7 protein-coding genes are annotated in these 7,714 nt (G+C 45.4%); 3 read left to right on the forward strand and 4 right to left on the reverse strand.

The genetic code is table 11. From position 1 onward, the window contains the following. Nucleotides 1-8: 8 nt before the first annotated feature. Both JG770_RS04205 and JG770_RS04210 read right to left on the reverse strand, forming a co-directional pair. Nucleotides 9-1,781: an FAD-binding protein gene (locus JG770_RS04205; RefSeq protein WP_291955621.1), complete on the reverse strand. Its 1,773-nt coding sequence runs from the start codon at nt 1,779-1,781 to the stop codon at nt 9-11. A 2-nt stretch (nt 1,782-1,783) separates the two neighbouring features. Then, nucleotides 1,784-2,941, reverse strand: a complete 1,158-nt coding sequence (locus JG770_RS04210) for a 4Fe-4S binding protein (RefSeq protein ID WP_291955624.1) — start codon at nt 2,939-2,941, stop codon at nt 1,784-1,786. Between the two features lie 135 nt (nt 2,942-3,076). On the opposite strand from JG770_RS04210, the gene JG770_RS04215 reads away from it, so the two are divergent. From JG770_RS04215 to JG770_RS04225, 3 genes are all read left to right on the forward strand, one after another. Next, complete coding sequence (locus JG770_RS04215) at nt 3,077-3,946, forward strand: nucleoside hydrolase (protein ID WP_291955626.1); 870 nt, start codon at nt 3,077-3,079, stop codon at nt 3,944-3,946. Between the two features lie 97 nt (nt 3,947-4,043). Beyond that, complete coding sequence (locus JG770_RS04220) at nt 4,044-4,460, forward strand: DUF3842 family protein (protein WP_291955629.1); 417 nt, start codon at nt 4,044-4,046, stop codon at nt 4,458-4,460. Between the two features lie 2 nt (nt 4,461-4,462). Beyond that, nucleotides 4,463-4,651 (forward strand): CooT family nickel-binding protein, encoded by a 189-nt coding sequence (locus JG770_RS04225; protein WP_291955632.1) that lies wholly within the window; start codon nt 4,463-4,465, stop codon nt 4,649-4,651. 214 nt (nt 4,652-4,865) lie between these two features. Here the strand turns inward: JG770_RS04225 and JG770_RS04230 are convergent, their stop codons facing one another. After that, nucleotides 4,866-6,053, reverse strand: a complete 1,188-nt coding sequence (locus JG770_RS04230) for a hypothetical protein (RefSeq protein ID WP_291955634.1) — start codon at nt 6,051-6,053, stop codon at nt 4,866-4,868. A 58-nt stretch (nt 6,054-6,111) separates the two neighbouring features. After that, nucleotides 6,112-6,822 (reverse strand): C39 family peptidase, encoded by a 711-nt coding sequence (locus JG770_RS04235; RefSeq protein ID WP_291955635.1) that lies wholly within the window; start codon nt 6,820-6,822, stop codon nt 6,112-6,114. Between the last annotated feature and the right edge of the window lie 892 nt (nt 6,823-7,714).

Genomic DNA, 7,714 nt, shown 5'->3' on the forward strand with positions numbered 1-7,714 from the left:
CCCCTTTCTCACGTGATATGCCATCCGTTTTGATCATAGCTTATCATAAAATAATGCTGATATTCAGGCAAAGAAGGCAAAGGTATCAAGTCCTCCGTACTATTGAAGTAAAGATGCGGCCCCCTGCTTTCTTTACGTGCCGAGGCCGATAGCAACACGGCGATAGCTGTTATTATGCTGTTCTTAGTCTCGAAATAGCCGTATAGCGACTGACCTTTCATATCCGGTTTCATATCGTTCAGTTTATTTATATCGGAAAGGGCACCGGCAAGGCCGTCTCCGGTTCTCATCACAGAGGCCTGACGGCTCATAATTCGCTGTACTGTATCGAGCTGTTCCGAAAGCAAAATATCGCTGCGCATTTCTTTTAGAGCTTTTGCATGTAGCTGCTGTTGCTCCAGCGAGGATGAGGCGAGGCCCTGAGGTTTTATAGTCCGGCTCCGCGCGGCCGCTGCTTCGCCGGCGATCTTGCCGAATACCTGGCCGTCGAGCAGCGAGTTGCCGCCAGGGCGGTTGGCTCCGTGCTGACCTCCGGCGCATTCTCCGGCAGCAAATAGGCCGGCTATAGGTGTATCGGCCATTGTGCGTATTTTTATACCGCCTTGGAAATGCTGTGCGGCAGGCATTATTTCCAGCTTTTGCCCGATTTTGAGATCTATACCCCGGTTTTTGAGCCACTGTATAGCATTTGGGTTTATTTCCTTCAGACGCGCTAAAGGATTGTCGTTTCTGTTGCATTTCATATCGGACGTTTGTATCTCGTCCTCATAGAGCTTACGGTTATCAGCCGACAAGCGGTCAAAATCAAATCCTATAGGGTTCTTGGAAAAATCAAGATATACCTTGTGGCCTGCATTTATCTCCTTAAAGACGGCTATATCTATAATGTGAGATGGGTGTTCATACGATAGCGGCCAACTGGCTCCTTTTCGGAATACTATATCGTGAATATCATCGCCCGGGATGTAATCTGGTAAAAATTCGCGCCCTTCTTCATCGATAAACCTTGGCACTGCACGCATCATGCTGCCCGAGCAGGCGAGCTTTGTGGCGCGCGAACACAGTCCTATCTGTATGAACTCCATATTTACTAAAGGGATGCCGCATTCAAGCGCCAGTGCATAACCATCGCCTGTGGCGCCCTTGGGGAATACGTTATCTTTATAGATACGGCCGGCGCCGCCGGTAGCCATGACTATCGACGATGTGTTTACGGCAAAAATATCGTCATTTTCGGTAATGCCGAATGCGCCGCATATGCCGTGGCTATTTACCGCCAGCTTATATATCATGCTATGCTCCTTAAACGGCATGCCTAGTTCCAAGAAACGGTTTAACAAGGCTTTTTCTATATCTATTGCAGTATCCGGTCCGGTATAACATGCACGCGGATATATAGAGCCGTCGGTCAAGAATTGGACGGGCAATCCGTTCTTTTTGACAAACGGCACGCCCAGTCTATCCAGGTAATAAAATGCATCAGCAGAGTTTTTAGCCAGCATCTCAGCCAGATCATAGTCCGATACCATGCCGCCTATACGATATATGTCGTCCGCATGGTATTTCCATGCATCCGGTCCGCCGGGCGGCGTATGCTCAAGCGTTGCGTGAAATGCCATTCTGTCCGAGCGGGCGTTGGCCGTGGCACCGCTTTTTCCCAAAGTACCTTTGGTAACCAGCAGTACGGCGGTTTCCGGATATCTTTCCTTGGCGGCTATAGCGGCCCTCAGAGCGGTGCCTCCGCCGCCTATTACCAACACATCGCAGTTGAATACTTGCATGTTCACACCTCATGCATTTCTATGGCGCTTATCGGGCATACCTCGGCACATAGGCCGCAGCCGTCGCATGTATCCTGCACGACGCGATACGGCTCTGTGCTACTGTCTATGGCGTCGAATATACATAGCGGCGCACATATGCCGCATGATGTGCATTTATCCAGTATATGAGCCTTCTTATAATGACGGCGATCGATGTCTTTAGTGCCTCTTATTGCGCCGTTGCTGACCTTGCCGCGGAATTGACCGAGGGCATTGTAGCCCTTTTTATTCATCCAGGCACCCAGACCGTCGTTCATCTCATCGATGACGCCAGGGCCCTTTAGCATAATGGCCGTGCATACTTGCACCGTTTTAGCACCTGCCAGTATATATTTTACCACATCATCAGCGGTCACCGCGCCGCCGCTGGCCGATATATCAACGTGCAATTGCGGATAGGCTTCGCTGATCCACCTTAATGCGTAATATATCGCCCATGGACCGCCATGGCCGGCGTATCCCCCATGAAGTACAGGGGATTCGGCATCGATGTCTATATCCAAACCGGTGAGGCGGTTAAACATCACCACGCCCTTAGCACCGGCATCCTCTACGGCTTTGGCTATTTGTAACGGGGCAGTAAGTTGCGGGCTAAGCTTTACTATGACGGGTATATCGACCTCGTTTAAAACCAGTTCGGTTACCCGGATTATCTCGCCGGCGACATCGGTGCCGCCGCGAAATACTATCGAGCCGTGAGGGCATGATACGTTGAGTTCCAGCGCTGGTGCTCCGGCTTGCTGCATTAAAGCGGCGTAACGTCTCCAACCGTCATCGGTTATGCAGTTGATACTCGGTATAATAGGGATATTTAGCTCATTTACGGCTTTTTTTACCTCCCGGGCATATCGATCAGGCCCCCATACGCTGGCCTGCTCATAAGAATAGAATGAAAAGGTTCTATATTTGCCGCCCATATCATGGCGCAGTACCTTGTAGCGCGGAGTAGGGGCCTGGCGGCAAATCTCTTCCTCAAAGAGAGATTTCATCACCACGGCTCCGATGCCATGCTGTTCAAGTTTTTTCATAAGCTCCACCGTTTCGGTGATGCCCGATGATGCGGCTATGACCGGTGTTTTTAACTTCAATCCTGCATATTCTACTGAAAGGTCTATCATTATCAGCACCCCTTTGCAATCGATTGCAACCATTATATCACTGCATATGCTCAAATGCAAGGGCGAAAAAAACTTGCTCTCCGCGGTGGGATGATATATTATTGTCTTGTAAAAAATTATGAGGAGATAATTGTTATGGGACGTCTTATTATAGATACCGATATAGGGGACGATATAGACGATGCTTTAGCTATTGCTTTGGCATTGAATTCATCTGAGCTGGAGTTGATGGGTATAACAACTGTGTTTCGCAATGTCAGAGAACGGGCCCGTTTGGCCATGGCTGAGCTTAAGGTGTACAATAATGCGGATATCCCCGTACATATGGGGATAGGCCGTCCTCTGATAAATGATGTTGATGAAGATGTTATACCATGCCAATGTGCGGCTGTTGATGATAGTATAGAGGTGCTGGATGGTAAAAATGCCGTAGATTTTATAATAGACACCTGTATGGCCAGTGTCGACCCCATAACCTTAGTACCAATAGGCCCGCTGACCAATATAGGCATGGCACTTCGCATGGAACCCAGATTAGCGCGTAAGGCAAAGATAGTGCTTATGGGAGGTTGTATAGGCAAACCTCAGCATGAATGGAATATAATGTGTGACCCTGAGGCTGCCCATATAGTAATGTCCAGTGGTGCTGATATCACTATGGTAGGCCTGGACGTTACCACAAAATGCCAGATGACATTGAAGCAGTTGGAGGCTTTTGAACGGAGCTCCAGGACTGAAGTAAAGTTTCTTTTTGAGTTGGTAAAACTATGGGATAAGGTTTTTAACTTTCATATGCCGGTGCTGCATGATCCCTTGGCTGTGGCAGTCGCGTTGGACCCGTCGCTGGTAACGGTGCAACCCATGGATATCGGAGTAGAGCTTGGCGGCGCATATACGCGCGGTATGACGGTGCCGAGAGAGGGCACATCTGTAAAAGCAGCAGTAGATGTGGATGTGGAACGCTTTATGGAGCTTTTTATGGCTCGCGTCGCAAAGGACATATAGGTTCGAAACCAAAAATCTTGACCATATATGCCCAAATTTCGATTTGTTGGAACAATGTACAAATCAAAATCTGCCGGCGAGGTTGTGAGGTGATTTTATGCGTATAGCCGTTGTGGATGGGCAAGGTGGTGGCATAGGCAGGCATATAGTAGATAAACTGCGGCGAGAGTTGCCTGATGAAACAGAGATACTGGCACTGGGCACAAATGCATGGGCTACGGCACAAATGTTAAAAGCCGGGGCCAATGATGGGGCTACCGGCGAAGCGGCTATAGTATGGAATGCCGACAAGGTCGATATTATAACAGGCACCATAGGCATATTGATGGCGCATGCCATGATGGGCGAGCTTACGCCGGCCATAGCGTGCGCTGTAGCCGCCTCTTCGGCCCGGAAGATATTGCTGCCGGTAAACCGCTGCGGCGTGGATATAGTAGGCGTTGAGGCTAAGCCTCTGCCTCATTTGATAGACGATATGGTCGAGCTCATAAAGGGCATGATGGAGGTGAGATGACCATGTGTGAAGCCGATGTATATATATTGGAAAATGGTGAAGAGATGCTGTTTATAAAAGGCGCTGATACCATTACGCCTTATGATGATCGCCTTATAATAAAGGATATATTCGGCCACAAGGAGATCATAAAAGCGCGCATAAAGGAGATGAGACTGGTAGATCATCAGATTATCATAGAGAAAATTTAAAAATATGGGAGACATTTTTCACAATTTATAATGCAACCAATGTGTAGGCCAAGGTAACGATTAGGCTCAAGGCGATTTTGTGAAGGGATATTATCCCATATTTGACAGTTGAAAGAGACAAGAAGCCTGTAAACCTGCGCTGATGCTGGTTTCAAGGCTTCTTAATGCTTGTCTGATAAAACCAATTCACTTAAAATTTGGATTTTATGGGTATCTATTGTACCTCGATCAAACTGATGTTTGTCGTGTATACGCCATTCTTTGCCGCCTCATCTTTGGATTCGTTCGGAATTGCGTCATCGCCCCACATAATATACTTGTCCGAAACAGACGCTTCACCATACTCTGAAGGTAAATCAATTATAATTTTTTGTTTTATATCGTATATGCGTCTTTTTCCATTTTCATCCCAGCTTATAAAATTGTTGCTGACATCGGGGAATTCATAATCATGTTCTTTAGACCTTTCAATAATGGTCTGCTTGCCATTTTGCCATAGGAACAATACATTTTCTGCTCCAAGGCCTTTTACCGATGAGGTTATTGTTCTGCCGCTGAAGACCAAATTATCACCATAAGCGGCCAGATACTGCGGGTTTATGCCTTGTGGCGAAATCATCGTAACTTTATTGCTTGTCATGTCCTGGCAGTACAAATAACTATAGGCCAGATTCTCTTTTGACGGCCCAAGCCATGCCACAAAATTGTTGCCTATTACGGGCATAGTTGCGTCCTCTTTAAATATACTTGTCTTCGATGTTTTGAAATCGTATGAATAAATACGGAACTTTACATTTCCATCTTTGTCTGTTGTTCCATAAGACCATAAGGCATAGTTGTTTCCAAGTGCTATTTGAATATCTCCACAAAATGAACTTTGTACCACGCCTAGTATTTGCGCTTTGTTTGTGTGCCGATTAAAAAGCACGGCTCTCTGCTCTCCGCCATCATGGAACGGAATATATTCATTCCATAAAATATATGTGTCATTAAATTGGATGAACTCCGGTTGAAAATGATCTTCCAACGTATATACTGCCGAGCTCTTTCCTGTAGCAATATCATATATTACAATTTTAGATGGTTTGTCCTTAATTGCCGGATTAGAACCAAATATCTCCTTGTTGGAAGCATCAACCGAACCGGTAAATCCGCATATCTCTTTGTCAGAAATTTTGACGGACAGCCATGGAGTCCCATCATCGAGTACAGCTAAAAATGTTTTTACGCTTTCCTTGCCAAAGACGGCACTATAATCTTTTTCAGTTATTTTTTCTTCAGTAACAGAATTATCGGTTGAGCTGTTCGGCAAAGAAGGAGTCTTATCGTTTACCGGTTTATCCGTCGCACAACCGGATAATAATGCAACAAGAATCAGCACGAATAAAACAAATTTTCGCATTTGCATTTTCCTTTCATAATACCGCATAGAGGACGGGCCCCTATACGGTACAGTAACATTACCAGATGATGCCGCGACCATTCATAATCCGCGCCATAGTCACATAGTCGATCTGTGAATATGCAGGAACACCTGCAGCCCAAGATACTGAAGAATCATGAACGGAATCAGCATAATGAATGAGGTATCCTGATCTATCGTATCCATCGATTGCGACCCAGTGATAGATAGTCTTATCGAGCGGATGACCTGTAAGGTGCGGATGTGTTTTGCCACCTACTTCATAAGCATTGGCTGCCACTCCACGATTATAATCGATATCAAAGGTGACATGATCTTTGAAAGTAGCTGCTTCGACGGTTGTACCATAAGGTATATACCACCCTGAATTTTCGACATCGTTCAATGCATCTGCCATTGGATATCTATTGGTATACCACGGAGTTCCATCGGTAGTGGTACCCAAAACCGACGCCATATAGCTTTGAGAGTACGTACTACTGTCCAAATATGCTTCCACAATTTCGGAAGCTGTGGCAGGGCCGCACCAGTAAGTCCTTTGTTGCGGCTGCTGCAAGAGGTCCCCAATGTTGTTATAGGTATATTTAGGGTTATATGCCGCAGACATCGTGCTCATGCCGCTTGTGTTGGATGTTCCGGTTGGATATGGAACGATATCCCTAGCTTTGTTTAATAATTCTGCATCAGCGCCGAGGGCTTTCAGCCTCTTAATGTACTCGTCTTTCGCGATCGAGTTGTTTTTATACAATGCGTGAGCCTTCGCCATTGCATCCTTTTTTTTGATCTTGTCCTGCATAGCGGCTGACAACGGCGGCTGCGAATAGATAGGCTTGCCATCTTGATCAGTACCGATCTGAGCACCGTGAACAGTCCCATCAGCGTCAATGGTTGTCGTTTCATCTACTTTCTAATCATCATTTTTCCATTTTGCCAACTACTGTAGTTCTATTATATTCACTTCTTGTCTATTATTAACCATTGAGCATCAATAACTTAACCAATGGAATCACCCCCACTTCTTTTGCTCTCTATTTATTATATACGACATAAATAGTAAAAATCCTGCTTTTTCAAAAAAATTTAATATTATACTCTTCTGGGGTCTATTCTTGTCAAGGGCCGAATTTATCCCTTCCGTTTTTTGCCTGACCAGCTCACCCGATGAAACTGTAGAGCTCGATTGTTTAGTTTACTTCGGGCTCAGAAAAAGAAACAGAAGAACTCATTTTGCGGGATTTGCTTTTAAATCCTGCAAAGTTGGATCGAAATTCGTTGACGATCACACTTTTGTATTTTTCTATAGAAACAGCAAAGACAGCAGTAGCTTGCCTTTAGACTTATTGCTGACAAACGGGTATTATACAAGGTTGTTTTGACCACCAAAAGGGGATAAAATCCCAATTTGACAGCAAAAAAGAATAAAAAAGGGCTGTAACCCTCATAAATAAAGGCTTTACGGTCTACATACTTTTTCTAAAATATGTAGTGGGCAGATTAAGCTGTCAAACTAAGAGTGGTAATATTATGAATCCTGGTTGTTCAGAGCTAATTGCGTTGTTTGAAAAGGCGGATAAATAGCGTTTTAGCAGGTATAGGAGAAAATATTTTACCCCATGCACATGCCTAAAATTAGCGTGGTG

Origin of the sequence: Mahella sp. (assembly GCF_020054945.1) — a bacterium.
GTDB lineage: Bacteria > Bacillota > Clostridia > Mahellales > Mahellaceae > Mahella.

Excerpts from the sequence above, each read along its gene's own strand:
- JG770_RS04215 (WP_291955626.1), top strand. The coding sequence starts at position 3,077 with ATGGGACGTCTTATTATAGATACCGATATAGGGGACGATATAGACGAT.
- JG770_RS04220 (WP_291955629.1), top strand. The coding sequence starts at position 4,044 with ATGCGTATAGCCGTTGTGGATGGGCAAGGTGGTGGCATAGGCAGGCAT.
- JG770_RS04210 (WP_291955624.1), bottom strand. The coding sequence starts at position 2,941 with ATGATAGACCTTTCAGTAGAATATGCAGGATTGAAGTTAAAAACACCG.
- JG770_RS04230 (WP_291955634.1), bottom strand. The coding sequence starts at position 6,053 with ATGCGAAAATTTGTTTTATTCGTGCTGATTCTTGTTGCATTATTATCC.
- JG770_RS04225 (WP_291955632.1), top strand. The coding sequence starts at position 4,463 with ATGTGTGAAGCCGATGTATATATATTGGAAAATGGTGAAGAGATGCTG.
- JG770_RS04205 (WP_291955621.1), bottom strand. The coding sequence starts at position 1,781 with ATGCAAGTATTCAACTGCGATGTGTTGGTAATAGGCGGCGGAGGCACC.